The 24646-nt window shown below is 67.8% G+C and carries 23 protein-coding genes and 1 riboswitch; of the genes, 12 read left to right on the forward strand and 11 right to left on the reverse strand.

Annotation, left to right across the window (positions count from 1 at the left end; all coding sequences use genetic code 11):
- Nucleotides 1-71 precede the first annotated feature (71 nt).
- Nucleotides 72-1541 carry a DUF2207 family protein gene (locus Amac_RS33820; RefSeq protein ID WP_155358494.1) on the reverse strand — a complete coding sequence of 490 codons (1470 nt, stop codon included), beginning with the start codon at nt 1539-1541 and terminating at the stop codon, nt 72-74.
- Between the two features lies 1 nt (nt 1542).
- Nucleotides 1543-2094 (reverse strand): LemA family protein, encoded by a 552-nt coding sequence (locus Amac_RS33825; protein WP_155358495.1) that lies wholly within the window; start codon nt 2092-2094, stop codon nt 1543-1545.
- A 183-nt stretch (nt 2095-2277) separates the two neighbouring features.
- A riboswitch (guanidine-I (ykkC/yxkD leader) is annotated at nt 2278-2389 on the forward strand.
- Between the two features lie 50 nt (nt 2390-2439).
- Between Amac_RS33825 and Amac_RS33830 the strand changes: the two genes are divergently transcribed.
- The 5 genes from Amac_RS33830 to Amac_RS33850 are packed head-to-tail and all read left to right on the forward strand — an operon-like array spanning nt 2440 to nt 6701.
- Nucleotides 2440-3561: an agmatinase family protein gene (locus Amac_RS33830; protein WP_218041451.1), complete on the forward strand. Its 1122-nt coding sequence runs from the start codon at nt 2440-2442 to the stop codon at nt 3559-3561.
- Complete coding sequence (locus tag Amac_RS33835; protein ID WP_155358496.1) at nt 3561-4550, forward strand: ABC transporter substrate-binding protein; 990 nt, start codon at nt 3561-3563, stop codon at nt 4548-4550. Before Amac_RS33830 ends, Amac_RS33835 begins: the two co-directional genes overlap by 1 nt.
- Nucleotides 4551-4599: 49 nt before the next feature.
- Entirely contained in the window at nt 4600-5424 is an 825-nt protein-coding gene (locus tag Amac_RS33840) for an ABC transporter permease (RefSeq protein ID WP_155358497.1), read from the forward strand.
- On the forward strand, nt 5421-6212 hold the full coding sequence (locus tag Amac_RS33845; RefSeq protein ID WP_155358498.1) for an ABC transporter ATP-binding protein: 792 nt from the start codon (nt 5421-5423) through the stop codon (nt 6210-6212). The genes Amac_RS33840 and Amac_RS33845 overlap by 4 nt, the downstream gene beginning before the upstream one ends.
- A 60-nt stretch (nt 6213-6272) precedes the next feature.
- Nucleotides 6273-6701, forward strand: coding sequence for an OsmC family peroxiredoxin (locus tag Amac_RS33850; RefSeq protein WP_155349790.1), 429 nt, complete (start codon nt 6273-6275; stop codon nt 6699-6701).
- 44 nt (nt 6702-6745) lie between these two features.
- On the opposite strand, the gene Amac_RS33855 is transcribed toward Amac_RS33850, so the two are convergent.
- Together Amac_RS33855 and Amac_RS33860 are read right to left on the reverse strand one after the other, a co-directional pair.
- Nucleotides 6746-7852 (reverse strand): ATP-dependent DNA ligase, encoded by a 1107-nt coding sequence (locus Amac_RS33855; protein ID WP_246268888.1) that lies wholly within the window; start codon nt 7850-7852, stop codon nt 6746-6748.
- Entirely contained in the window at nt 7849-8553 is a 705-nt protein-coding gene (locus Amac_RS33860; RefSeq protein ID WP_246268889.1) for a pyrimidine reductase family protein, read from the reverse strand. Before Amac_RS33860 ends, Amac_RS33855 begins: the two co-directional genes overlap by 4 nt.
- Before the next feature lie 173 nt (nt 8554-8726).
- Here Amac_RS33860 and Amac_RS33865 point away from each other — a divergent pair, with 173 nt between their 5' ends.
- A complete protein-coding gene (locus tag Amac_RS33865) occupies nt 8727-9131 on the forward strand; it encodes a hypothetical protein (RefSeq protein ID WP_155358500.1) in 405 nt (134 codons plus the stop codon).
- Here the strand turns inward: Amac_RS33865 and glgX are convergent.
- Complete coding sequence (gene glgX, locus Amac_RS33870; RefSeq protein ID WP_155358501.1) at nt 9128-11242, reverse strand: glycogen debranching protein GlgX; 2115 nt, start codon at nt 11240-11242, stop codon at nt 9128-9130. The genes Amac_RS33865 and glgX overlap by 4 nt on opposite strands.
- Nucleotides 11243-11370: 128 nt before the next feature.
- Between glgX and Amac_RS33875 the strand changes: the two genes are divergently transcribed.
- Nucleotides 11371-11967 carry a DUF333 domain-containing protein gene (locus Amac_RS33875; protein WP_170322798.1) on the forward strand — a complete coding sequence of 199 codons (597 nt, stop codon included), beginning with the start codon at nt 11371-11373 and terminating at the stop codon, nt 11965-11967.
- Between the two features lie 5 nt (nt 11968-11972).
- On the opposite strand, the gene Amac_RS33880 is transcribed toward Amac_RS33875, so the two are convergent.
- A complete protein-coding gene (locus Amac_RS33880; protein ID WP_170322799.1) occupies nt 11973-14495 on the reverse strand; it encodes a tetratricopeptide repeat protein in 2523 nt (840 codons plus the stop codon).
- Nucleotides 14496-14644: 149 nt separating this feature from the next.
- On the reverse strand, nt 14645-15643 hold the full coding sequence (gene ligD, locus Amac_RS33885) for a non-homologous end-joining DNA ligase (protein ID WP_174900254.1): 999 nt from the start codon (nt 15641-15643) through the stop codon (nt 14645-14647).
- 137 nt (nt 15644-15780) lie between these two features.
- Between ligD and msrB the strand changes: the two genes are divergently transcribed.
- Nucleotides 15781-16179 (forward strand): peptide-methionine (R)-S-oxide reductase MsrB, encoded by a 399-nt coding sequence (gene msrB / locus Amac_RS33890; protein ID WP_155358504.1) that lies wholly within the window; start codon nt 15781-15783, stop codon nt 16177-16179.
- A 190-nt stretch (nt 16180-16369) separates the two neighbouring features.
- On the opposite strand, the gene Amac_RS33895 is transcribed toward msrB, so the two are convergent.
- The gene (locus tag Amac_RS33895) at nt 16370-16909 is read right to left on the reverse strand and encodes a hypothetical protein (protein WP_155358505.1); all 540 of its coding nucleotides are present in this window, start codon (nt 16907-16909) and stop codon (nt 16370-16372) included.
- Nucleotides 16910-17072: 163 nt separating this feature from the next.
- Between Amac_RS33895 and Amac_RS33900 the strand changes: the two genes are divergently transcribed.
- The 4 genes from Amac_RS33900 (at nt 17073) to Amac_RS33910 (ending at nt 20521) form a co-directional block, all read left to right on the forward strand.
- The gene (locus Amac_RS33900; RefSeq protein WP_155358506.1) at nt 17073-18935 is read left to right on the forward strand and encodes a sensor histidine kinase; all 1863 of its coding nucleotides are present in this window, start codon (nt 17073-17075) and stop codon (nt 18933-18935) included.
- The gene (locus Amac_RS57470) at nt 18932-19054 is read left to right on the forward strand and encodes a hypothetical protein (protein WP_281356374.1); all 123 of its coding nucleotides are present in this window, start codon (nt 18932-18934) and stop codon (nt 19052-19054) included. Before Amac_RS33900 ends, Amac_RS57470 begins: the two co-directional genes overlap by 4 nt.
- A gap of 130 nt (nt 19055-19184) precedes the next feature.
- Nucleotides 19185-19835 carry a response regulator transcription factor gene (locus Amac_RS33905; protein WP_155358507.1) on the forward strand — a complete coding sequence of 217 codons (651 nt, stop codon included), beginning with the start codon at nt 19185-19187 and terminating at the stop codon, nt 19833-19835.
- A gap of 191 nt (nt 19836-20026) precedes the next feature.
- Nucleotides 20027-20521 (forward strand): hypothetical protein, encoded by a 495-nt coding sequence (locus Amac_RS33910; RefSeq protein WP_155358508.1) that lies wholly within the window; start codon nt 20027-20029, stop codon nt 20519-20521.
- Nucleotides 20522-20629: 108 nt separating this feature from the next.
- Here the strand turns inward: Amac_RS33910 and hemQ are convergent, their stop codons facing one another.
- Genes hemQ through tnpB form a run of 3 tightly spaced genes read right to left on the reverse strand, consistent with a single transcriptional unit; the run spans nt 20630 to nt 24491 of the window.
- Complete coding sequence (gene hemQ / locus Amac_RS33915; protein WP_155358509.1) at nt 20630-21343, reverse strand: hydrogen peroxide-dependent heme synthase; 714 nt, start codon at nt 21341-21343, stop codon at nt 20630-20632.
- Nucleotides 21297-23075, reverse strand: a complete 1779-nt coding sequence (gene hemG, locus Amac_RS56595; RefSeq protein WP_246268891.1) for a protoporphyrinogen oxidase — start codon at nt 23073-23075, stop codon at nt 21297-21299. Before hemG ends, hemQ begins: the two co-directional genes overlap by 47 nt.
- Before the next feature lie 36 nt (nt 23076-23111).
- Nucleotides 23112-24491 carry an IS607 family element RNA-guided endonuclease TnpB gene (tnpB, locus tag Amac_RS33930; protein ID WP_218041452.1) on the reverse strand — a complete coding sequence of 460 codons (1380 nt, stop codon included), beginning with the start codon at nt 24489-24491 and terminating at the stop codon, nt 23112-23114.
- Between the last annotated feature and the right edge of the window lie 155 nt (nt 24492-24646).

A 24646-nucleotide genomic window follows, 5' to 3' on the forward strand; every position in this document is an offset into this window, starting at 1 on the left:
GATTCAATCTACCAAGTGCCGAGCCGGGTCACCTGAGAGCTAGGCCTCGCGGAGGTCACACCCGCTAGCGATCAGCTTGGGTGGGCAGGTCCGCGCCAGGGGTCGCCGCCGCTGTTCCCGGTCCATCGATCACGCGTGTTCGCCTGGTTGAAGAGGGGAACCTCCCCCAGGCTCTTCGGGAACTGCGCGGTGTGCTCGCCGGTGTCGTCGTAGCCGGTGCTCCGCAGGCGGGACGGGATGCGGGCCTCGACCTCGTGAATCCAGCCAAGCCTGCGGCCGACCCGGACGCGGACCTGGTCGCCCTCGCCGAGCCGCCCCCAGTCCTGCTCCCCGATCCCAAACGCCTTGACCCTCTGGTCACGGCCCTCGTCGATCGCGCACCAGTGGATGTACTTGGCATTGTCCTCCCCCGAGGAGGTCTGGACCCGGCGAAGCCGTACCACCTGGCCCTCGACCCTCTCCCCGGTGGCCAGGTCGATTGCGGCGGAGGCAAGGGGAAGCGCGGCCACGGCAAGGCCGGCCGTCCACGCGCCGGGCAGCACCAGTCCAGTGGGCCAGGCGTCGAACGCCGAGGCGATCAGCAGCGCGATCCACGTCCAGAACCCGGTGAACGCGCCTGCGGCCAGCCCACGAAGGATCGTGGGACCCACCGGACGCCCCCAAAGGAGCCGCGACGGGTAGCGCACGTGCACCACATGCCACAGACCGCCGTAATCAGACCAGGCGCGGCGATCGTCGGCCGGAGTGCTGACCGGCAGCCCGGCCACGGCGCGCGGGGCCAGGCCGAGCACCGCCGCGAACGCCAGATGGCGCCCCCAGATCGTGACCGAGGCGGCGGGCTGCTCGGCGAACCGGCCGCCGGACAAGTGCTCGCGGACTCCCAGCCAGTATCTGGCGCGCTGCGCGCCCAGCGCCGTGCCGCGCTCGCCGTTCAACCGGCCCATCAGGGTGACGAGCAGGAAGAACAGCACGACGGCCGCACCGATACCCGCGTCGCCCTCAGGGTCGGAGACAGCGGTCGCGATACCGGCCGCCGCCGCGGGCACCCCGGCCGCTGCGGTGAGCAGCACGGCGTGCGCCCGGCTCCAGCGAGCCTGCGACAGGCCGCGCGACCGGGCGTCGGCGATCACCTTCCGCCGGAAGCTCCGCCACCAGCGGCCCAGGTCCCGCGCTCCCTCGGCGAGGGCCCCCGTCGCCACCACGCCGTCGACCGCCAGGCCGCGCACGTGATCGTAGACGAGCTTCTCGTACGGCCGCAGGTTGCCGGGATCACGGCGGAGCCGTACCAGGGAGAGTTCGGGGCCGACGTCCTCGATCCCGACCACGCCCCTGGCGGCGAGGTCGAGCAGGGTGGCGGCGGAGGCCTCGTCGCACAGCCGCCAGCCTCCGGTGATGAGGTCGACGACCGCTGGAGGCTCATCGGCCAGTTCGGCGGTGGCCGGTCCCGCGGCGACATCGGGGTTGCGGGTGGTGTAGGCCAGCGCGAGCAGGAGCAGGAGCCACAGGCCGGTGGCGACGGCCGCGGCAAGCCACAGAGCCATGTCAGAACCGGACCCGCACTGGGCCGCGCTCCTCGTCGGGAGCCCGGAAGTACTCGCGCCGCCTGAACCCGGCCGCCGCCGCGACGATGTTGGCCGGGATGGTCTCGACCGCGTTGTTGTACGCCAGGACGGCGTCGTTGTAGTACTGCCGCGAGTAAGCGATCCGGTTCTCGGTCACCGACAGTTCCTCGGCGAGTTCGCTGAAGTTCTGGCTGGCCTTGAGGTCCGGGTACGCCTCGGCCAGCGCGAACAGGTTCTTGAGGGCGCCGGTCAACAGGTCCTCCGCCGCCGCGTGCTCCCGCGGGGTGCTCGCGCCGACGGCGCGGCCTCGGGCCGCGACCACCGCCTCCAGCGCGCCCCGCTCGTGCGCGGCGTACCCCTTGACGGTCTCCACCAGGTTGGGCACGAGGTCGTGTCGCCGTTTGAGCTGGACGTCAACCTGCGCCCAGGCGTTGTCCACGGCGTTGCGCTTGCGGACCAAGCCGTTGTACACCCCGATGAACAGGACGGCGACGAGGACGACAAGTGCGACGAGGACGATGAGGGGGGTCATTGGGGCTCCTCGCTGTGGAACATTGAGGACGGTAGAGCGTCCGGTCCCATATGACCAACACGTGCTTGCACAGCACTTGCATCGCCGGACGCACCGATGCTGACGGGAGTCATCTGACCGCTACTCGGGGGAAACACGGGTGAAACAGGGCGGCGCTGTCATGAAGGGGACTCACTCCGATGGGTGGGGCGCACCTAGGGTTCCGTTCTGGCCGGTGGGCTGGGGGCTGGTCCGAGAGGTGCAGGCGGGCGCCTGAGCGGCGGCCGTTCCACGGCGGGAGAAAAGCCCGGGAGACAGTCATTCCGGCTGCCTCTGTGTATGAGGCTTTCCCGATGAGGAGTGCCCGTGGGACACCTTCACCACAACTACGGACCCGAGGCGCGGAACGCGGTCGAGCGTGAGGCGATGCTGCCCACGACGATGCACGAGCGGGAGATCGCGCGCGGGCTCGAATACGGCCTGCCGGGGGCGGATTCCATTGTGGATCGCAGCATCCCGACGTTCTCCCGGGGAGAGTTGCCGCATTTCGCGGGCATCAACACCTTCCTCAAAGCACCATATGTCGAAGATGTCAGGAAATGCGGCGAGTTCGATGTAGCCATTCTGGGGGCGCCCTTCGATGGGGGCACCACCTATCGGTCGGGGACTCGTTTCGGACCGCAGGGGATTCGGAAGATATCCGCGTTGTACGGGCCGTACAGCTTCGAGCTGGGGGTTGACCTGCGGGAATCCATTACGATGTGTGATTTGGGGGATATTTTCACCATCCCCGCGAACATCGAGAAGACCTTCGACCAGATCTCGAAGGGCGTCTCGCATGTGTACGGCTCGGGCGCGTTTCCCGTCATTCTCGGGGGCGACCACTCGATCGGCTACCCCACCGTGCGCGGCATCGCCGAACACCATTCCGGAAATATCGGAATCATCCATTTCGATCGGCATGTGGACACCCAGGAAACCGACCTGGACGAGCGCATGCACACCACGCCCTGGTTCCACGCCACCGATATCCCGAATGTCCCCGCCAAGAACCTCGTACAGATCGGGATCGGCGGCTGGCAGGCGCCCCGGCCGGGAGTGAAGGTCGGTCGCGAGCGCGGGACCACGATCATGACGGTGACCGACTGCGTGGAAATGGGGATCGATCGGGCGGCCGAGCGCGCGCTGGAGGTCGCCTGGGACGGCGCGGAGGCGGTGTGGCTGTCGTTCGACGTGGACTGCCTGGACGCCGCGTTCGTGCCGGGCACCGGCTGGCCCGAGCCGGGCGGGTTCCTGCCGCGTGAGGTGCTGAAGTTCATCCAGCTCATCGCGGACGCCCGGCCGCTGGCCGGGATCGAGGTGGTGGAGTGCTCCCCGCCGTACGACAACGCCGATATCACCTCTCTTATCGCCACCCGCGTGATTTGCGACACCCTCGGGTGCTTGGTCCGCGCGGGCCACCTCCCCAAGAAGAAGGGAGCGGCGTGATGTTCCGTCGCTTACTGCCCGCCCTGGCCGCCCTCGCCCTGTTCGGTACGGCATGCGCCAGCGAACCCGAAGCCACCCCCTCGGCCGCCCCGGCCGCCACGGAGAAGATCACCCTGGGCTTCAGCGCCTGGCCGGGCTGGTTCCCCTGGCAGGTGGCCGCCGAGCAGGGCCTGTTCGAGAAGAACGGCGTGCAGGTGGAGCTGAAGTATTTCGACAGCTACACCGACTCGCTGAACGCGCTGGCCACGGGGACGATCGACGCCAACAGCCAGACCTTGAACGACACGCTGGCCTCGGTCGCGGGCGGCGCCAAGCAGAGCATCGTGCTGGTGAACGACAACTCCACCGGCAACGACCAGATCATCGCGGCGCCCGAGATCAAGACGCTGGCCGACCTCAAGGGGAAGACGGTCGCGGCCGAGCAGGGCACGGTCGATCATTACCTGCTGCTGCTCGCGTTGCGCAAGGCGGGGCTGACCGAGGCGGATGTGCAGTTCACCCCGATGCTGACCGACGCCGCGGCGGCCGCGTTCGTGGCGGGGCAGGTGGACGCGGTGGGCGCGTTCGCGCCGTTCACCTCGACCGCGCTGCAGCGGGAGGGCAGCAAGGCGATCGCCACCTCGGCGGACTTCCCGGGCGCGATTCCCGATCATCTGGTGGTGACGAAGGATCTGCTGGGCCGGGACGAGAAGGCGGTGCAGGGCCTGGTCGCGACCTGGTTCGACACGATCGAGTGGATCGCCGCGAACCGGCCGAAAGCGCTGGAGATCATGGCCAAGCGGGGCGGGGTGAGCGTGGCCGACTACGAGACGTACGACAAGGGGACGACGATCTTCAGTTTGGAGCAGAACCGGGAGGCGTTCACGACCGACCTGCCCGCTCAGGCCAAGCTGATCTCCGACTTCCTGGTGTCGACCAAGCTGGTGGACAGCGCGCCGCCGCTGGACGGCCTGTTCGAGCCCAAGTTCGTCCAGGCAGTCCAGCCGTGACCGGGATCCGCCCGCCCGACATTTCCCGAAATTTCGTCAGGCGTTCGGGATGGTGAGCGTGCGGTCGGCTCCGCCGGAAATACGGGCGACGCCACGGCGGGTCAAGCTGCTCAAGACCGACGTGTCGCGCCGGACCGCGTGGATCCTGCGGGCGGCCTCGATTCTGGTGCCGCTCGCGGGCTGGTGGGCGCTGAGCGTGAGCGGCCTGGTCGAGGACACGTTCCTGCCGTCCCCGCCCGACGTGTGGGCGGCGGGCCTGACCATGGTCGAGAGCGGCGATCTGCCCGCCGACCTGCTGGCCAGCCTGGGCCGGATCGGCGCGGGCTTCGGCGCGGCCGTGCTGATCGCGGTGCCGCTCGGGTTCGCGATGGGCACGCTGGGGTGGGCGCAGCCGCTGCTGGAGCCGGTGATCGGCATCCTGCGCTACCTGCCCGCCTCGGCGTTCATCCCGCTGCTGATCATCTGGCTCGGCATCGGCGAGACCTCGAAGATCGCCCTGCTCGTGCTCGGGGTGGTCTTCTTCAACACGCTGATGACCGCCGACGTGGTCCGCCAGGTGCCGGCCCGGTTGCTGGAGGTCTCGGCCATCCTCGGCGCCGGCCGGGCCCGGGTGGCCGCGCGGGTCGTCTTCCCGTACGCGCTGCCGGGCATTCTGGACGCGATGCGGGTCAACGCGGCGGCGGCCTGGAACTTCGTGGTCGTGGCCGAACTGATCGCGGCGACGTCCGGGCTCGGCTACCGGATCACCCGGGCGCAGCGATTCCTGCAGACCGATCGTATTTTCGCCATCCTCATCGTGATCGGGCTGATCGGCCTGACCATCGACATCACGCTCCGGCTCGTCCGGGCCCGCGTCGGACGGTGGGCGCAATGAGCAATGGTCTGCAACTGGTCGATGTGAGCCGGGAGTACGTCGCCGGGATCCCGGTGCTTTCGGGCATCGACCTGGCCATCGAGCCAGGCGAGTTGGTCACCGTCGTCGGCGCCAGCGGGTCGGGAAAGTCCACGCTGCTCTGCCTGATCGCCGGCCTGGCGCGCCCGACGACCGGGCAGGTGCTGCTGGACGGCCAGGAAGTGCTGGGCCCCGGACCGGATCGTGGCATGGCCTTCCAGACGGCCTCGCTCTACCCGTGGCGGAGCGTCGCCCGCAATGTCGCCTTCGGCCTGGAGGCGCTGGGCGTGCCCCGGGCCGAGCGGGACGAGCGGGTGCGGTGGCTGCTGGACGAGGTCGGCCTGACCGCGTTCGCCGGGACGTTGCCGGGCAAGCTGTCCGGCGGCCAGCAGCAGCGGGTGTCGATCGCCAGGGCGCTGGCCTGCCAGCCGAGGGTGCTCCTGCTCGACGAACCCTTCGGCGCACTCGACGTCCAGACGAAAGAAGATATGCAGCTGTTCATCCGGCAGATCTGGCAGGACGTCGGCACCACGATCGTCATGGTCACCCACGACGTCGAGGAGGCCGTCTTCCTCGGCCAGCGGGTGCTCGTGCTGTCCAGCGACCCCGGCCGGATCAGCCAGGACATCCCGGTCGACCTCCCCGAACCCCGCACCCTGGAGGTACGGCGAAGCGCCGAGTTCCTGTCCCTGCGGGCCCGCGTGGAGGACCTGGTCCGGGCCGAGCATCGGGCACACCAGGCCCTCAAGAGGCATGCCGGTTCGTCATAGCCGACGCCTTCGGCATTAGGGTCGGCGGTGACAGTCTCTGAACTGAAAGGGATATCGACCATGGCGACCACGCGTACCGCGACGACCCAGTGGAAGGGCGCGCTTCTCGACGGCTCCGGCACGGTATCGCTCGACACCTCGGGGGTCGGCACCTTCGATGTGACGTGGGCCTCCCGCTCCCAGGAGGCGAACGGCAAGACCAGCCCAGAGGAGCTGATCGCGGCTGCGCACTCCTCCTGCTTCTCGATGGCGCTGTCGCACGGGCTGGCTCAGGCGGGGACCCCGCCGCAGTCGGTCGAGACCAAGGCGGACGTGACGTTCCAGCCGGGTGAGGGCATCACCGGCATCGTCATCTCCGTCCGGGCACACGTCCCCGGCATCACCGCCGAGGACTTCCAGGCCGCCGCCGAAACGGCGAAGGCCAACTGCCCGGTCAGCAAGGCCCTCGCCGGAACCACGATCAGCCTTAACGCCGAATTGCTCAGCTAGGACCAGTTCGGCCCCCGTCGCGAGTGACGGGGGCCGTTTCGGTTCTACCGGGCGAGAATGTCGTCCAGGTTGTACGCGATCGGCTTCTCCAGCTGGTCATAGGTGCACGACTCCGGCGAACGGTCCGTCCGCCAGCGCCGGAACTGGGCGGTGTGGCGGAAGCGCTCGCCCTCCATGTGGTCGTAGGCCACCTCGATCACCAGCTCGGGCCGCAGCGGAATGAACGACAGATCCTTCTTGGCGTTCCACCGCGACACCGCGCCCGGCAGCCGCTGCCCCTCCGGGCCGCCACCGACGCCGTTGACCGCCCAGGCCGCCCACTCCCCCCACGGATGCTCCGACATCTCCGTGATCCGGTAGGGCGCCAGCTCGGCCACCAACTCCTCCCGCCGTTTCATCGGGAACGACGCGGAGACGCCGACATGGTGCAGCTTCCCGTCGTCGGAATACAGCCCCAGCAGCAGCGACCCCACGATCGGCCCGCTCTTGTGCTCCCGATACCCGGCGACCACGCAGTCGGCGGTGCGCTCGTGCTTGACCTTGAACATCGTCCGTTTATCCGGCTCGTACGGCAGGCTCCCCGGTTTCACGATGATCCCGTCAAGCCCGGCGCCCTCGAACATCTCAAACCACTCGTTGGCGCGTTCTTCGACGGTGGTGATCGGCGTGAGCCGTACCGAATCGCCGGCCTTGGCGGTGACCTCTTCCAGGCGGGCGCGGCGCTCGGCGAACGGGTGGGCCATCAGGTTCTCCTCGCCCACGGCGAGCAGGTCGAAGGCGATGAAGGACGCGGGGGTGTTCTCGGCGAGCAGTTTCACCCGGGAGGCGGCGGGGTGGATGCGCTGCTGGAGGGAGTCGAAGTCGAGGATCTGCCCGCGCATGATGACGATCTCGCCGTCCACCACGCAGCGGTCGGGCAGCTCGCGCTTGATGGCTTCGACCAGTTCGGGGAAGTAGCGGGTGAACGGGCGCTCGTTGCGGCTGCCCAGGAAGACCTGGTCGCCGTCGCGGAACACGATGCACCGGAAGCCATCCCATTTGGGCTCGTAGAAGAGCGAGCCGTTCTGCGGCGGCATGCCTTTGACCGCTTTGGCGAGCATCGGCGAGACCGGCGGCAGCACCGGCAGCGTCAAATCCGAAATTTCCGTCATGATGCGCCCTCCCGGACGTAGCGGCAGAAGAGGAAGCCGTCCTCCTCCAGCACGTGCGCCAAGCCCAGCGCGTGCTGGGTGGCGATGCCGTTGGAGATCCGGGCCGCGTCGCCGCCGATCAGCAGCGGACTGACGGTCAGGCACAGTTCGTCCACCAGACCGGCCGCGGACAGCTGGGCGTTCAGCCGGGGCCCGCCCTCGCACAGGATCCGGCCGAGCCCGCGAGCGCGTAATTCCCTCGTCGCCCGAACCAGGTCCACCCGCTCGTCCCCGGCCACCACGACCTCGGCGGAGCGGGCCGCCTCGCGCCGCCGGTCCTTGGGCGCGGCCTCGGTGGTGAACACGATCGTGCGCGCGGACGGCTCGGTGTCGGCGAACAGCGGGCCGCCGAGATCGAGGTCGAGCCTGCGGGTGACGACCGCGATCGGCGGCGCGGCCGAGCGGCCGACGCGGAGCGCGCGCCAGGATTCGCGCGGCTCGACCGGCCCGTAGCCCTCCACCCGCACGGTCGCCGCGCCCGCCAGGATCACGTCGGCCAGGCCACGCAGCAACCCGAAGATCCGCTTGTCCCCCGCGCCGGACAGCCCGCCGGAGACGCCCTTCAGCCAGGCTCCGCCGTCGGCGCTGGACACCATGTTGAGGCGCAGCCACGCGGCTCGCGGATAGCCGTACGCGGCGACGAGATCCGGCTCCTCCGTCACGTGAGGATGTATCTGACGCACGTTTCTACAGTGGCACAGCGCACTGACAGTCTGGGAGCCCGGCCACCCCCCGAGTAACGGTTTAATCTCTCCTGATGCCCGAATGTCAAGATCGGTGTTGGATCGAGGCAGATGTTACCGATGGGTGGGGAGACTTGTCGGAGGGGGCATTCGTGCCGCTTGTCGCTTTGGCGGCGTGGCTCTTGGCCGCGATCGTCGGAATCTACTTACTGTTCATCTGGCTCGGCGGCGGCGGCTTCCGCCGGCAGGCCACCAAGGTCACCCGCTTCCCGACCACGCTGATCTTCAGCCATCCGCTGCTGGCGGTCACCGGGCTCGGCCTGTGGGGCGCATTCCTGATCACCGGGCAGCACTGGTACGCGTGGGTCGCCTTCTTCGTGCTCACCGTGGTCGCGCTGCTCGGTTTCACCATGTTCACCCGATGGCTGGGAGGAGAGGGGCGGCACGCCCGGGGTTCGGAACGGCGGTTCCAGCGGCTGGCCGTGCTGCTGCACGGTGTGGCCGGAGTGTCGGCGTTCGTCCTGGTCCTGCTGACGGCCACGCAGATCACGCGCTAGACCGAGCGCAGGATCCGCAGGGATCGGCCGGCGACGTGGACCTCGGAGCCGTAGGTCCACGCCTGGCCGGAGAACGGGTCGTCGCTGACCCGCTCCTCGGCCGTGTCGATCGTGGCCTGCCAGCTGACGCCGTACTCCGCGCCCGGCAGGGTGAACGTCACCGATTCGTGGTGGGCGTTGATCAGCAGCAGGAAGGACTGGTCGGCGATCTTCTCGCCGCGCGGCCCGGGTTCGGTGATCGCGTCGCCGTTGACGAAGACGCCGATGGATTTGGCGTATCCGGCGTGCCAGTCGCCGTGGTCCATCTCCCGGCCCGCGGGGGTGAGCCAGACGATGTCCCGCATGCCCTCGGAGTCCTTGCGGCCGGAGAAGAACCGGCGGCGGCGGAAGACCGGGTGGTCGCGGCGGAAGGCGGCGAGGGCCCGGACGAATTCCAGCAGGTCGCTTTCGGTCCTGGCCAGCGACCAGTCCACCCAGGAGAGCTCGTTGTCCTGGCAGTAGGCGTTGTTGTTGCCGTGCTGGGTGCGGCCGAACTCGTCCCCCGCCGTGAGCATCGGCACGCCCTGGGAGACGAACAGGGTGGCCAGGAAGTTACGCCGCTGCCGGCGGCGCAGCCGCACGATCTCCGGGTCCTCGACCGGGCCTTCGGCCCCGCAGTTCCAGGACCGGTTGTCGTCGGATCCGTCCCGGTTCTGCTCGGTGTTCGCCTCGTTGTGCTTCCGGTCGTACGACACGAGGTCGTTGAGCGTGAAGCCGTCGTGCGCGGTGACGAAGTTGATCGAGGCGATCGGGCGGCGGCCGCCGGTGGCGTACAGGTCGCTGGAGCCGGTGAGGCGGGAGGCGAACTCCGGCATGGTGGCCGAGGCGCCCCGCCAGTAGTCCCGGACCGTGTCCCGATATTTCCCGTTCCATTCGGTCCAGAGCGGGGGGAAATTTCCGACCTGATACCCGCCGGGCCCGACATCCCACGGTTCGGCGATCAGCTTCACCTGGGAGATCACCGGGTCCTGCTGGATCAGGTCGAAGAACGCCGACAGCCGGTCCACGTCATGCAGTTCCCTGGCCAGCGCGGCGGCCAGGTCGAACCGGAAACCGTCCACGTGCATCTCCAGGACCCAGTACCGCAGCGAGTCCATGATCAGCTGAAGCGCGTGCGGCGAGCGTACGTTGAGCGAGTTCCCGCATCCGGTGTAATCCAGGTGATACCGCTTGTCCGCGTCCAGCAGCCGGTAGTACGCCGCGTTGTCGATCCCGCGGAACCCGATCGTGGGCCCCATATGGTCGCCCTCGGCCGTGTGGTTGTAGACCACGTCGAGGATGACCTCGATGCCCGCTTCGTGCAGGGCGCGCACCATGCTCTTGAACTCCAGCACCTGCTCGCCGCGCTGCCCCGCGCTCGAATACCCGTTGTGCGGGGCCAGAAAGGCCATCGTGTTGTAGCCCCAATAGTTGGTCAGCCCGCGCGCCACCAGGAAGTGCTCCGGGACGAACTGGTGCACCGGCATCAGCTCGACGGCCGTCACCCCGATCGACAGCAGATGCTCGATCACCGCCGGATGCGCGAGCCCCGCGTAGGTCCCCCGCTCCCGCTCGGGCACCTGGGGATGCCGCATGGTGAGACCCTTCACATGCGCTTCGTAGATCACCGTCTCGTGGTACGGCGTGCGCGGCGGCCGATCGTGCCCCCAGTCGAAGAACGGGTTCACCACGATGTTCTTCGGCATGTACGGCGCCGAATCGTCGCTGTTCAGCCGCCCTGGATCGGCGAGATAGTAGGAAAAGAGCGACTCGTTCCAGCGCACCTCGCCCTCGATCGCCTTCGCGTACGGATCGAGCAGCAGCTTCGCCGGGTTGCACCGATGCCCGCGCCGCGGATCGTAGGGGCCGTGCACGCGATAGCCGTACCGCTGGCCGGGCATGACCCCGGGCAGGTAGCCGTGCCAGACGAAGCCATCCATCTCCGGCAGATCCACCCGTGTCTCGGTGAGATCGTCGTCGTAGAGGCACAACTCCACCCGGTCGGCGATTTCGGAGAACACCGAAAATCCCGTGCCCACCCCATCCCAGGTGGCGCCGAGTGGGTACGGCTCTCCAGGCCAGACGTCGCGCATGTATCCCCATTGTCCACTGATGAGCCCCCTTCTGCACCCCGTGAATTTCCCGGTCGATAGTCTGTTTTGGTAGGCCGTATCGTGGAGCATCGGGGGAGCTCATGAGGTACGTGGGGTTTCATACCCTATTGCCGAGCATCGTCCTCCTGGCCGGATGTACCCACGCGGCGCCCGCCCTGGCCCTCGCGGCCGCGGGCGGACCGTCCACCCCCGAGGACTGGTGCCAGGCCCAGGGCGGGACAGTGCAGTCCTACGTGCCGAAGAACCCCGAAGCGCCCACCATCGAACAACCCATGTGCGTCTTCCGCAATCCCGACGGCACCAAGATCCTCATCAGCACCACCACGCTGGCGGCCCCGCACGCCACGCTGGCCGCCGTCGCCTACGTCAACAGCCCACCCGCGCCCGACCTCGACGGCGCCATCAACCCCGCCGCCGCCTACTGCCTGGCCATGGGCGGCAAGACCGATCCGAAGGGCTGGGTCCCCACCGACAACCAGTCGACCCGCCCGATCCCGCTGTGCGTCTTCACCGACAATTCCATCATCGACAACTGGGGGCTGGCCTCTCGCGCGTCCAGCCCGCCCGTGGGCCCTGACCTGACCTACAAGTTCCGCTATCGGAGCCCGAGCCCTTCGCCCTCGCCGACCGGGACCAACACCGTCCAGATGCCGCCGAAACCGGCGCCCCCTGCTACGGCCACGCCCCCTCTTCCCCTTCCATGATCGGCTCAGGACTCATCTTGAGGCGTGTTCGCCTCCTCAGGTCCCCTCGCGTCCAGGAACTGATCCAATACGAATATCCCATCGCTGTTGCCCGTCTCGTATAAGGAACGGTCCATGCGCTCCGGGACGGCCTCATGCAGATTGCTGAGCATCCCGCGTAGGCGGTATTGGGTTACGGCACGGCCAGAGGGATCGGCCAGCCGGAACCAATTCTCGGCCTCCTGGTCTCTGCCGCTCTTCTCGAGCAGAGCGGCCAGCAGGTACATCGCCTGGTCGTGTTTCATCTCAGCGGCCCGGCGAAGCCAGCGTTCAGCCTCCTCGAGATTGTCAGTCATCATCAACTGGAAAGCGTGCTGATACATCGCCTCATCCTGGCCCGCCTCCGCCGCTCGGAGAAACCAGTACTCGGCCTCTTCGTTCCTGCGCCGCTTCATCAGCAGCGCGCCGAGCTCGTACATCGCCTGGCCATGGCCGGCCTTCGCCGCCTTGGCGAACCAGAGTTCGGCCTCGTCCCGATCGACTACGGCGTGGCGTAGCCCAAGGGCGTACATGGCCTTGCTCTGACCGGCTTTGGCCGCCTGGAGGAACCAGGTTTCGGCTTCTGTCTCCCGATTGTTCTGGGTCAGGAGAGTGGCGAGGTTGTAGGCGGCTGTCGCATTCCCGGCTTCGGTCGCCCGCCGGTACCATTCCTCGGCCTCCTCGGTCAGGCCCCTGTTGTGCAGGCTGAGACCCAGATTGTTCATGGCGCTGCCATGATTGGCCTCGGCCGCGCGCCGATACCATGCCTCGGCTTCCTCGCTCTTCGCGCGATCCTCAAGGACGGATCCCAGATTGCACATGGCGTCCACGTTTCCGGCCTCGGCCGCCGAGCGGAACCAGTCCAGGGCTGCTTTCCGCCGACCGGAGTTGACCAGCAGGACGCCGAGGTTGTTCATCGCGCCCGGATGACCTGCTTCGGCCGCCTGCCGATACCACTGTTCGGCCTCATCCTGGCCCTTGAGCAATTTCGCCAGATTGTAGGCGGCGCTCCTGTGCCCGTCATCGGCTGCGCGGCGATACCACTGTTCGGCCTGCTCCTGATCGCCGAGTTCCTTGTGCAGTTTGGCCAGGTTGAACATGGCGGAGGTCTGCCCGCTTTCGGCGGCCCGCCGATACGAGGTATCCGCCTCCTCTACCCGTCCGGCCTCCTGCTGGAGGAATCCAAGAATGCCGTTGGCCCATTCCTCGCCGCTCTCGGCAATGCGGAGGAACGCCTCCTCGCTGATGTCGGATCGGCCTGCCCGATAAGCGGACAGGCCGATGGGCGTCAGATCCGCGATGTCCACCGTCGAAATCAGTTCGGACCAGAGCGCGCCCGGGATCGTGTCGATGCCCTCGGTACGCTGGACATGATCGACCAGATAGTCGAATGGCTCGAAATTCTCCGTGCCTACGGGCACGAGGCAGGAACTCGCCCCTTTCACCGGCTGAATCGCCCATTCGATCCCAAGATCGAACGCGTCGTCGCTCTGCCGTTCACGGCTCCGGTGGTCCAGATAGAGGGGAACGCTGCTCGCCAGCATGGAACGGCTGATCGGCCCTGGTAACCCCGCACGCCGTACGTCGATCGCGGCGCTGATAATCGCCCCGGCCACCACGTTCTGCCCGTGGTGTGCGGACTGCCAGCGTTCGAGCGCCGCCGGACCGGCCGCCAGATATTCGGCGAATCCCGCGTCGCCCGACTGGTCGAGGGCGGCGGCGATGCGCAGGTCGCTCCTCAGGTCCGCCGCCCGGGTGCGCTCCTGCTCGGTCAGCTTCAGATCCAGATAGAGCACCCGAGCGCGTCGCATGACGTCGTCGACGGCTCGGGAAATGGCCGTCTCCAGCTGCACGTCCGTCAATTCGTTGCGTGCCTCCGCCCGCAGCGTGGCCAGCATGAGGACATCTTTCGAGTCCTGCGGACAGAGCGCGTCGAGAACGCTGCCGTCGAGGCCGCCGCCGATCAGATGCCGGTCGATGTCGTCGAGCCAGACCACCGCGTTTCCGATCGGAACTCCGGCCAGGGCGATGTCCCTCAGCGAGGTGGGTCCCGCGGGCACGACCAGCCATCGGTCCGCTAAGAATTCTCGAACGAACTCGTAGGCGAGCCTGCTCTTTCCCGCGGTCGACGCGCCCTCGATGATGACCAGACCGCCCTCATCCGCCGCTTCCTTCAGGCGTTCCTGTAAATCGCGTTCGACATATGGGGGCTGACCGGCGTCGCCGTCGGCGGTCTCCGCCCGAGCGGCCGGATGCACGCCAAGCGCCATGGCATTGGCGCAGTTACGGACTCGCTGGAGCCGGCCCGAGCGGCTGTGCATCCGGGTATGCGCCAGCAGGGCGGCGTGTTGCTGGCGCGGTTGCTCGATCCATTCGCCGCTGAGTTTCTTGAAAGGGTCCGCGGCGAGCCCGACGCAGAAAGCGACTCCCGCGATCAGCACCGCCAGCCAGGTGGGCGGTTGGGGAATCCGGGAGAGCGCGACGAGCGCGATTGTCGCCGTGGCCGCCACCGCCAGCGCGAGCCCCGAGACCAATCGCCGCCATCTGCCCATGCCCGCTCCGCCGCTAGCCCAGCCCCCTGACCACCCATGGCGGTCCATGGATGTATCGAATTGTCACTTCCACCCGTTTCAGCACCAAGCAAGCGTGCGCTTGGCACCTAGTCGTCGTGTCGTGCCTTCGAGGGCTGGACTCGCTTCGGCTCGCCCGGCATCTTCGGATAGTTCGGTGGGTACGGCATATCGCCGCGATCGTCCTCCTGGTACATCCGGAGCAGTTGCTCCAGCGAGAACGACTGGTCGTCGATCGTGCGGTGCACGTCCCCGAGCTTGGCGAATCGCTCCGGCATCGTCCGGATGTCGAAGTCGCGGGGGTCGCAGTCGGTCAGTTCCTCCCAGGTCACGGGGGCGGAGACCGGCGCTTCTGGTCTGGCGCGGACCGAGTAGGCGCTGGCGACCGTACGATCTTGGGCGTTCTGGTTGAAGTCGATGAAGACCTTCTCGCCGCGCTCCTCCTTCCACCAGGCGGTGGTGGCCAGGTCGGGCGCCCGGCGTTCGACCTCGCGGGCGAAGGTGATCGCCGCGTACCGGACTTCGGTGAAGGTCCAGCGCGGCTCGATCCGTACGGCGATGTGGATGCCGCGGTTTCCGGAGGTCTTCGGGAAACCGGTCAGGCCGAGGTCGTCGAGGACGGTCTTGGCCGTGAACGCCACCTTTCTGGCCTGGTCGAAGCCGGTGCCCGGCTGGGGGTCGATGTCGATGCGGAGTTCGTCCGGATGGTCGAGGTTGCCGCGCCGGGAGTGCCATGGGTGGAAGTCGATCGTGCCCAGGTTGGCGCACCATGCGATGCCGGCGACTTCGGTGGGGCAGAAGGCGTCAGCCGTACGACCGCTGGGAAAGCGGACGTTCACCGTTTCGATCCAGTCGGGGTGTTTGGGCATGCGTTTCTGGTAGATCGCATCGGTTTCGATGCCGTCGGGGTGGCGTTTGATGTAGGTGGGGCGCTCGCGCACCGCCCGCAGGACGCCGTCACCGACGCTCACGTAGTACTCCACCAGCTCGCGCTTGGTCGCGCCGATGCCCGGGAAGTAGACCTTGTCCGGGTTGCTGACCTTGACGGTCCGACCCTCGACGTCGAGTTCTATGTACGGCGATGCCATAGCTCGGACGATACCCACTTATGGCCAGCGGGATGGCCGCCCTCCCCCACCCGGATATGTGCGGAAATGTCGCCCGGGAAGTTTCCGGCGGGGGATCGGGTTGACTCCAGCGAACCCGACGAACAAGGCTGGTGAGCATGGACAAGGTGGTCAAGAGCGAGGCCGAGTGGCGTGTGCAGCTGTCCCCGGAGGAGTTCCGGGTGCTGCGGCAGGCGGGCACCGAGCGGCCCTTCACGGGGGAGTATGTCGACACCAAGACCGTGGGCGTCTACAGTTGCCGGGCGTGCGGGACGGAGCTGTTCCGTTCGGAGACCAAGTTCGAGTCGCACTGCGGCTGGCCGTCCTTCTTCGAGCCGACCGAATCAGACGCCGTCACCCTGATCGAGGACCGCACCCTGGGCATGACCCGCGTCGAGGTCCGCTGCGCGACCTGCGACTCCCACCTGGGCCACGTCTTCCACGGCGAGGGCTACCCCACCCCCACCGACGACCGATACTGCATCAATTCAGTAAGCCTGACCCTCAAGCCCGCCTAAGCCCCAGGTCGAATGCGCTGAGCAGTCGTGTGTTGCGCAAGCGCCTAAGCCCGGTTCGGGAGATCTGGTGAGATGCCCTGTGCCCATCACGCGGCCGCTCTTGGGCGCCGGTGCGGCGAGAACCACCACCTGCGTGAACGGCGCCGGATAACGGCGAGCAAGCCGACGACCTGCTCATTGCGTTGAGCGTTCAAGCCTCAGGTTCGGGGTGGGTGACGCGGCAGTCGGTGTCGTCCGGGCCGAGGATGTTGGCGAGGACGGGGTTGCCGTTCTCGCCGAACTGGGCCTGGACGAAGACGACGGGGTTACGCTCGCCGATCGAGGCGAGGTAGAGCAGGCCGCGTTCGCAGAGCCGGAGGGCGGTCTTGGAGTTGTTGGCGCTCTCCGGCAGGTCGGTGTATATCCGCAGGTAGCGGCCGGTGGCTCGGATGTCGGTCACCCGGCCGTTCGTTTTGTCGGCCCAGCGGTTGTTGAAGTAGGCCACGGCGGAGTCGCTCGTGTATTCGGACTTGCCGGAGGCCTTCTTTTCGTCGCCTTTGTCGGTGTTGACCACGGGAAGCTCGCCCGTGGCCGTCGGAGTGGCGGAGGCGGCCGCCGGGGCGGGGGGCGGGTCGGATCGCAGCAGGTGGGTGCCGATGGCCGCACCGCCGAGGATCAGGCAGGCCACCCCGATGCTGATCTCGACGACCCGCGATCGTGGCCGCCGTCGTTTTCCCCTGGAACGTGCCACCCCGACCGACATCGCCCCTCGCAAATGACATGGAATTTGCCCGAGTATCGCAATAGAGGCGAGATCGTGACCGGCAAACATGCGGAACAGGCATACGCGTTCCCGGGATGCCGGGCATATCGTCCCGTGACAGCGGGAACGGGATTATGGGGAAATGAGTCCCGTGAGCGTACGATCGGCTCTGGCCTGGGGTGTTTTTGGGCTGTCCTGCGCATTGGTAGCCGTGGGCAGTGTGATCCGACCGGGTGATCCGGTCGACGCGGCGCTGGCGCTGGGATTCACGCCGCTGGGGGCATACCTGGTCAGCCATCGCAAAGGCGGCGCGGTCGGACCTCTCTGCCTGCTGGCCGGACTCAGCGCGGTCACCTACGCCGCCGGTGCGTATGGCTCACGCGCGGACTGGCCCGCGGCCGACTGGGCGGTCGGGCTCGCCGCACTGACCTGGGCGCCGCCGCTGCTGGCCGGATGCACGCTGCTGCTGTTACTGGTACCCGACGGGAAACTGCCCGGCCCTCGCTGGCGGCCGGTGGCGGCGGTCGCGATCATCGCGATCGTGCTGTTCACGGTCACCGCCGCGCTGATCCCGGCCGATGACGGACGCAGCCCCATCGCGATCGAGGCGCTGCGCCCGCTCCAGCTGTTCACGCTGCCGATCGTCGGCACCCTGGCGGCGATCGCGGCCGTCTCCGCGGTCGGCCTGGTGGTGCGAACGGCTCGCGCCCGTGGCCCCCTCCGCCTGCAACTGCTGTGGATCTGCGTCGGCGCGGTACTGGCCGTGCTGGGCGCGTTCCTCCCCGCCCTCGTCCCCCTGCCCGGAGCCGGCGTCCCCTTCATCCTCGCCCTACCGATCTGCGTCGCCGTCGCGATGCTCCGCCACGACCTGTACGACACCAGCCTCCCCCTCCGCCGCTTCCTGACCTTGGCCCTACTCGCCGGCGCACTCGTCCTGCTCTACCTCCTGGTCGTACGGCTAACCGGCACCACCATCCCCGCCACCGTCGCTGTGGCCGTGGCCGTCGAACCCCTGCACCACTGGCTCGGCCGCGCCGCCGGGCGCATCCTGTACGGCGGGCGTTCCGACCCCCAGGAAGTCCACGCCCGCCTGGCCCGCCGCCTCGCCGACACCTCGGACCCGGCCGGAATCCTGGCCGCCGTCGGGGACGCCGTGGTGGAAGCCGTCAGGACTCCGTACGCGCGAATCGAGCTCGGCGGCCACGACGAGCCCTTGAAGATCGTCGAAAGGGGTCGTCCCGCGCCCGTCACGCTGACGGTTCCGCTCCGGTTCCAGGGCGAGGAGCTCGGCGCCGTCCTAGTCTCGCGGGAATCGTCGGGCGACCGGCGGGCCCTCGACCAGCTCGCCCTGCAGGCGGGCGCCGCGCTCGCCGCCGCCCACCGCGCGGCCGCGCTGCAACGCTCCCGGCTGCTGCTGGTCACCGCCAGGGAGGAGGAGCGCCGGCGCATCAGCAGAGACCTGCACGACGGGCTCGGCCCCGTCCTGGCCGGAATCGGCTTCACCGTCGACGCGGCCGGAAACGCGCTCGCGGCCAATCCGGACCAGGCACGCGGCCTGCTCACCCAGATCCGCACCCAGGTCCACGAGGCCGGCACCAGCGTACGCGGCGTGGTCCGCGGCCTTCGTCCCCCCGAACTCGCCCAACTCGGCCTGGCCAGGGCGATCGAACAATCCGTCGCCGAACTCCGCGCGGGCGGCCTCCCCATCGACGTCACGATCACCGACACGTCGACCCTCACCGCCGCCGCCGAAGTGGCCCTCTACCTCGTCGCCCGCGAAGCCCTCACCAACGCGGTACGCCACGCCACCCCCACCCACTGCACAATCCATCTACACCCAGCCCAAAAGGGATTCGAAATCACGGTGACCGACAACGGCTCCGGCCTTCCACCCCACACCCACCCAGGCACCGGCCTCACCTCCATGCGCGAACGCATCGAAGAACTCGACGGCACCCTCACCATCCAGTCGGCCCCATCCGGAACGACCGTACGCGCCTGGATCCCCCAATGACCCACCTCCCGACCACCGACGATCACCCGCTCATCCAGTGGAACCCATTGATCCGGCTCCTGGCCACTGACAATCACCCGCTCATCCAGCACGGCCCGCACACCTGGATCCCCCGATGATCCGCCTCCTGATCACCGACGATCACTCGGTCGTCCAAGACGGCTTAAACACCCGGAACCCAGTGATCCAGCTCCTGGTCGCTGACAATTACCCGCTCAGCCAGGACGATCTGCATGCCTGGAACCCCCGATGATCCGCCTCCTGGTCGCCGACGATCACCCAGTCGTCAGGGATGGCCTGCGCGCCCTGATGTCCACTGTCGAGGGAATCGAGGTCGTTGCTGTCGCCGGAGACGGTGTCCAGGCCCTGCGCGCGGTTCGAGAGCAGCCGGTGGATGTGGTCCTGATGGACATCGCCATGCCGGTCATGGACGGCATTGAGGCCACCCGCCGCCTGACCAGGGAACCATCCCCGCCGACGGTGATCATGCTCACCATGTCCGACGACGACCTGTCCCTGCTGGCCGCCGTACGCGCCGGAGCCCGCGGCTACCTCCTCAAGGACTCCGGCCAGGACGACGTCATCGCCGCCGTCCGCGCCGCCGCGCGAGGCCAGGCCGTCTTCGGCCCCGGCACGGCCGAGTCGTTGATCGCCCTCCTGCACGCTCCCCCCAGGACGGCCGCTCCCCCGTTCCCGCAGCTCACCCACCGGGAACGCGAAGTCCTCGACCTCCTGGCGAGGGGCCTGGGCAACCAGGCGATCGCCCAGAAACTCCACCTGAGCCCCAAGACCGTAGCCAACACGATCTCCGCGATCCTCCCCAGAATCGGCGCCCACGACCGCGCCCACGCCATCGAGTCCGCCCGATCCGCCGGTCTTGGCCTCCCAGACAATCCGTAACTACCGGGATGCTTTTCCCTGGTGATCAGGAAAGCACCAGTTCGACGCTGGACAGAAAATCGATCCTCGTTAAGGAGGGCGAAATGTCCAGGCTCGCTAGGTTGTTCAAGCTCTCTCGGTTGTTCAAGCTCTCTCGGTTGTTCAAGCTCTCTCGGTTGTCCAGGCTCTCTGGATTGTCCAGGCTCTCTGGCTTGGGGCCATGGCCGCCGCTGGTGGCCACCGCCTCGGCAGTGCTGGGCGTCGCCCAGCTGGTTCACACACAGGTGGTGCCGTTCGCCAGCGCGGGCGACTACCTGATCGAGGCGGCATACATGCTCTATCTGGCCAGCGCCATCCCAGGCGTGCTCACGATCCGCCGACTAAATCCGAAATGGGGCCTCCCCGGAAACATCGGCACCGCGCTGTACGCGCTGGCCCACGCCCTGATCGCCATCCCCGTCAGCATGACCCTGCTCCTAACCAACCAACCGCCCCCACAACTATCCATGCTGTTCCTACCGGGCCTAGCCCTATGGCTAGCCGGAGCAGCACTGATGGGAATAGCCATGTTCCGCCAGAACCAGCCAATTCTCGGCATCGCACTCCCAGCAGCACTACCGCTCGCCATGCTGCTCGGAGCAGCGGGCCCCCTGGTGGAAGCGGCTCTGTGGGTGACACTGTCCACATCAGGAGACCACCGACGGTAATCACCGCACGCAGGGCCCGCCCAGACCGGGCTGCCACCGTGCTCGGCACCGGACTGAGCCCACCGTTTGACCGGACCCGTTTGCGGTGGGGGTTCGGCTCGCGGGGCGTTACGGGAGAGCGGCGATCAGTTCGCTGATGGGTTTGCGGGTGCCGGTGTAGAAGGGGATCTCGATGCGGGTGTGGCGGCGGGCCTCGGCGCCTCTGAGGTGGCGCATCAGGTCGACGATGCGGTGGAGTTCGTCGGCTTCGAAGGCGAGCATCCATTCGTAGTCGTTCAACGCGAAGCAGGCGACCGTGTTCGCGCGCACGTCGGGGTAGTCGCGGGCCATCTTGCCGTGTTCGGCGAGCATGGTCCGGCGCTCCGACTCGTCCAGGAGATACCAGTCCAAGGAACGGACGAACGGGTAGACGCAGACGAAACCCTTCGGCTCTTCCTCGGCGAGGAAGGCGGGAATGTGCGACTTGTTGAACTCGGCCGGGCGGTGCAGCGCCATCGCCGACCAGACCGGCTCGCTGGCCCTGCCCAGACCGGTACGGCGGAACCGCCCGTACACCTCCTGGAGGTCCTCGGCCGAAGGGGCGTGCCACCACAGCATGAAGTCCGCGTCAGCGCGGAACCCGGCCACGTCGTAGACGCCACGGGTCACCACGTCTTTCTGCGCCGACTGCCCCAGCAGCTCCGCCACTTCCTCGGCCAGGGTCTCACGGTTACCAGGCAGGACGTCGCGCAGCCGGAAGACCGACCACATCGTGTAACGGATCACGTTGTTGAGATCACGTGCCTTGAGCCGCGGGCTGGTTTCCTGGGTGTCTTCCGTCATGAGGCCATTCTCCCCCTGGATCGAGGTGCTCCAGAATCCGGGATGCTGCTCTCCTCGCCGTCCCCACACAGGCGGGAATTCCAAGACCGTCGTAAGCGGCCCCGCAGACCGCCAGCCCAGGATGAACATCGACGGCGGCACGAACACGGGCAATCCGCTCATTGTGACCAACGTTGTACTGCGGCAGCCCGCCACCCCACCGACTGACCCGCGAGTCGACCGGCCGCCCCCGCACGCCGACCGTCTCGACCAACTCAGCCATAGCGAGAGCGACCAGGTCAGCGTCATCACGCTGAAGCACATGCTCTTCACCGATCCGCCCGATCGAACAACGAACCAGAACGAGATCGGAACCAGAAACACGCCGTGTTCCAGGAACAAAGCCAGCGACGGAGCCGCGAGCACCAGCGGAGCTGCGACCAGATCCGCTAGGAGATACACCAGCGGATTCCGCAGCATCTCCAGCAGTAGATCGGCTGCCAGATCCAGCGACAGTCCCCGTAACCGAGTCGACCCCATGGTCCGGAGCGGAGTGGGCAACGAAACCGCCCGCCGAATCGGAAGCGGAACGGCCTGCGAAACTGCCCGTCGAGTCGGCATCGGAGCGGGTTGGGAAACTGCCCATCGAGTCGGCATCGGAGCGGGTTGGGAAACTGCCCGTGGAGTTGGCAGTGGAGTCGGCGAGATGCGGCCACTTGGACGTGCTGAACGTGACGGCCTTGACCGCGCGGCCTTCGATTGGCGGGACGAGGTATCCGGTGCCCTCGGGTAGGGCGGAGAACGCGTCCCGGGGGTAAGCGAGGGTGACGATGGCCATGCTCGCGTATTCGATCTGAGCGAGTTCGCTGGCAGCGGTGGGCACGTCGTGGCTGAGCAAGCGGGATGCGGCTGGGCCGGGGACGGCGAGGATGACGGCGTCGGCCTCGATCATCGCCTCTTCCCTGGTCGGACCGGTCACGAGCCGCCAGCCCGTCTGGGTACGGCTCAGCCCGCGCACCATCACCCCGGTCCTGATCTGCGCACCCGAGGCCTCAGCCAGAGCGGCCGGGAGGCTGCCCAGGCCGCCCCTGAGGGTGGTGAACACCGGCCCGGCGTCTTTCGGCGCGGCGGCCACGATGTCTTTGGCCGCCCGGAGCAGTGATCGTTCCGTCCGCGCGGCCGCCGCGATCGCGGGCATGGTGGCGGCCAGCGACAGGTGATCGGCTCGTCCCGCGTAGACCCCGCCCAGCAGCGGCTCGACCAGCCGGTCGACGATCTCGTCGCCCATCCGGGCCTTGATGTATTCCGCGACGGATATGTCGTCATTCACCAGCGTGGGCGGCAGCACCTGATCCATGGGCACCCGGGCCAGACCGCCCGGCGACAGGATGCCCGATCGCGCCAGCGCGGCCAGATCGGACGGCACGCCCATCACCTGACCGGCGGGCATCGGACGCAACTCGCCCCGCGAAAGAATCAACGACCGCGTGGTGCCGGGATCCACAAGCTGGTCACCCAGCCCGATGGCCTCGACCAGCTCCTTGCCTTCGGGCCGCCGCGCCAACATGGACTCGGCTCCCGAGTCGATCAGCACACCCGCGACCTCGGACGCGTGCAACTTCCCGCCGATCCGGGACGCGCCTTCCAACACCGTGATCCGCAACCGCGGCCCACCCGCCGATCGCAGGAACCACGCCGCAGCCAGACCAGCGATCCCCGCCCCCACGATCACAACGTGCCTGTCCATCCCCATGCCGCTCAACGCTACTCGGCACCACCGACAGTCCGTTCACTGAGTTGCATTTCCCAGTGATCCGTCCATTACTGGGCGGAGGTCCCCGTCTGACCCGGACGGTGCCCGGTGCGGGGTAGACGTTTCACAGCCACCAGCCCCGGCAGGCGGGGTCTTATGGTCGGCTCCACATCCGTTTATCGTCTCCGGGCCACTCCCGGCGACGGTCTGCTTCACCAGGGAAGCCAGATTGAGCGCAGCGTTCACGTCCCGGTCCAAGACCAAGCCGCAATCCGCGCAGGTGAAGGTGCGCTCGGAGAGGGCGAGTTTGACTTTCACCGCGCCGCACCCGGAACACGTCTTGCTGGAGGCGAACCAGCGGCCGGCCACCATCAACCGACCGCCGCCCCATTCGGTCTTATAGGCGAGTTGGCGGCGGATCTCGGCGAACCCGGAGTCGGAGATCGCGCGGGCCAGCCGCCGGTTCTTCACCATCCCGGCGATGTGGAGATCTTCGACCACCAGCGTGCCGTACTCGCCCGCCAGCGTCGTGGTGAGCTTGTGAATGGCATCGCGGCGCAGCGCGGCCACCCGGTAGTGGACCCGGTTACGGGCGGCGTCGGCTTGACGCCACCGGCCGGACGGTTGCTGCCCGCTGCGCCGGTCCGGGCCCTGCTTGCGGGAGACCGCCCGGGACAGACGGCGGAGCTTTCGGGCTGCAGCGGCCAGGTGCCGGGGGTTGGCGGCGGCGGGGCGGCCGTCGGAGTAGACGGCGAGGGTCTTGACGCCCAAGTCCACCCCGACCACCGTCTCCGGCCGTGAGGGCGCCCTGGCCGCGCGTTCGATCTGGACGGAGAACGAAACGAGCCATCGCCCGGCTTCGAGCCGGACGGTTGCCGAGCGGATCCGCGCGGTGCCCGCCTCGATCCGGCGGGCCAGCTTGCGGGTGGACTCGTGGGTTTTCATACGCCCGAGTACCGGCAGCACCACGTGGGTGCGGCCGTCCAGGCGGATCGTTCCGGTGGTGAACCGTACCGACATGGCCTTCTTGCGTTTGGTCCGGAATCGGGGAAAGCCGACCTTCGGGCCTTTACGGGTGCCTTTCCTGGACTCGCTCCAGTTCGTCAGCGCGGTGGCGAGCCGCTCCAGGCCGCAGGCGTAGGCCTCTTTGGAGTTCTCCGCCCACCACGGCGCCACCTCCTGCTTGGCCCCGTTCCAGGCTTTACGCAGCGAATACATCGACCACGACAGGGACGGGGTCAGCTGGGCGTCCGGGATGCCGTAGGAACGTTCGGCCTCCCGCTGGCCCAGGTTGGCTTTAACCCGGGCTAGGCCCCAGTTGAAGGCCAGGCGGGCGGCGCCGCAATGGGAACGGAGCATGCGTTCCTGGCGCGGGGTGGGGTCGAGCGCGTACCGGTAGGCGTGGACGACCTGCATCAACCCTCCCAACCATGGCTAACCCACGTAAACCCATGGTGAACAAGTGACTACAGTTTATCAGGGTGTCGTAATGAGCGGCCATCTGAGCAGCGAAGACGCGTGCGCCCGGCTGGGGATCACCTGACGCGTCCTCGGCAACTGGTCCAAACGAT

This window comes from Acrocarpospora macrocephala (genome assembly GCF_009687865.1).
Lineage (GTDB): Bacteria > Actinomycetota > Actinomycetes > Streptosporangiales > Streptosporangiaceae > Acrocarpospora > Acrocarpospora macrocephala.

Coding starts and splice junctions, on each gene's coding strand:
- Amac_RS33820 (WP_155358494.1), bottom strand. CDS start 1,541: ATGGCTCTGTGGCTTGCCGCGGCCGTCGCCACCGGCCTGTGGCTCCTG.
- Amac_RS33825 (WP_155358495.1), bottom strand. CDS start 2,094: ATGACCCCCCTCATCGTCCTCGTCGCACTTGTCGTCCTCGTCGCCGTC.
- Amac_RS33835 (WP_155358496.1), top strand. CDS start 3,561: ATGTTCCGTCGCTTACTGCCCGCCCTGGCCGCCCTCGCCCTGTTCGGT.
- Amac_RS33840 (WP_155358497.1), top strand. CDS start 4,600: ATGGTGAGCGTGCGGTCGGCTCCGCCGGAAATACGGGCGACGCCACGG.
- Amac_RS33845 (WP_155358498.1), top strand. CDS start 5,421: ATGAGCAATGGTCTGCAACTGGTCGATGTGAGCCGGGAGTACGTCGCC.
- Amac_RS33850 (WP_155349790.1), top strand. CDS start 6,273: ATGGCGACCACGCGTACCGCGACGACCCAGTGGAAGGGCGCGCTTCTC.
- Amac_RS33855 (WP_246268888.1), bottom strand. CDS start 7,852: ATGACGGAAATTTCGGATTTGACGCTGCCGGTGCTGCCGCCGGTCTCG.
- glgX (WP_155358501.1), bottom strand. CDS start 11,242: ATGCGCGACGTCTGGCCTGGAGAGCCGTACCCACTCGGCGCCACCTGG.
- ligD (WP_174900254.1), bottom strand. CDS start 15,643: ATGGCATCGCCGTACATAGAACTCGACGTCGAGGGTCGGACCGTCAAG.
- msrB (WP_155358504.1), top strand. CDS start 15,781: ATGGACAAGGTGGTCAAGAGCGAGGCCGAGTGGCGTGTGCAGCTGTCC.
- Amac_RS57470 (WP_281356374.1), top strand. CDS start 18,932: ATGACCCACCTCCCGACCACCGACGATCACCCGCTCATCCAGTGGAAC.
- Amac_RS33905 (WP_155358507.1), top strand. CDS start 19,185: ATGATCCGCCTCCTGGTCGCCGACGATCACCCAGTCGTCAGGGATGGC.
- hemQ (WP_155358509.1), bottom strand. CDS start 21,343: ATGACGGAAGACACCCAGGAAACCAGCCCGCGGCTCAAGGCACGTGAT.
- hemG (WP_246268891.1), bottom strand. CDS start 23,075: ATGGGGATGGACAGGCACGTTGTGATCGTGGGGGCGGGGATCGCTGGT.
- tnpB (WP_218041452.1), bottom strand. CDS start 24,491: ATGCAGGTCGTCCACGCCTACCGGTACGCGCTCGACCCCACCCCGCGC.